Annotated in this window: 1 protein-coding gene; it reads right to left on the bottom strand. The window is 62.7% G+C overall.

The genetic code is table 11. The annotated features are described in order from the left end of the window. Positions 1-255 (bottom strand): transposase (locus FNJ47_RS55645; protein WP_163163623.1); only part of this gene is annotated, 255 nt, incomplete at both ends.

The raw sequence follows: 255 nt of genomic DNA, 5'->3' as shown, positions 1-255 counted from the left end.
GATCAACATGATGTGGGCGGCCTCGTAGAGCGCCGTGCGTACGGCGGCATCGCCAATCTTGCTGATCCGGCCAGTGTAGTCGATCTCGCCGGATTGGTACTTCTTCGGGGTCAGCCCGAAATGCGCCCCAACTCGCTTTGATGATGTGAACCGTCCCGGGTCGTCGATAGCGCTGGCATAGGTCAGCGCCACGATCGGACCGACTGCCGGGACTGAGGTCAGCAGCCGGGCCTGCGGGTCGGATCGCACCATTCT

Origin of the sequence: Bradyrhizobium uaiense, from assembly GCF_010811875.1 — a bacterium.
Taxonomy (GTDB): Bacteria; Pseudomonadota; Alphaproteobacteria; order Rhizobiales; family Xanthobacteraceae; genus Bradyrhizobium; species Bradyrhizobium uaiense.
This window is presented reverse-complemented; position numbering and strand designations above follow the sequence as displayed.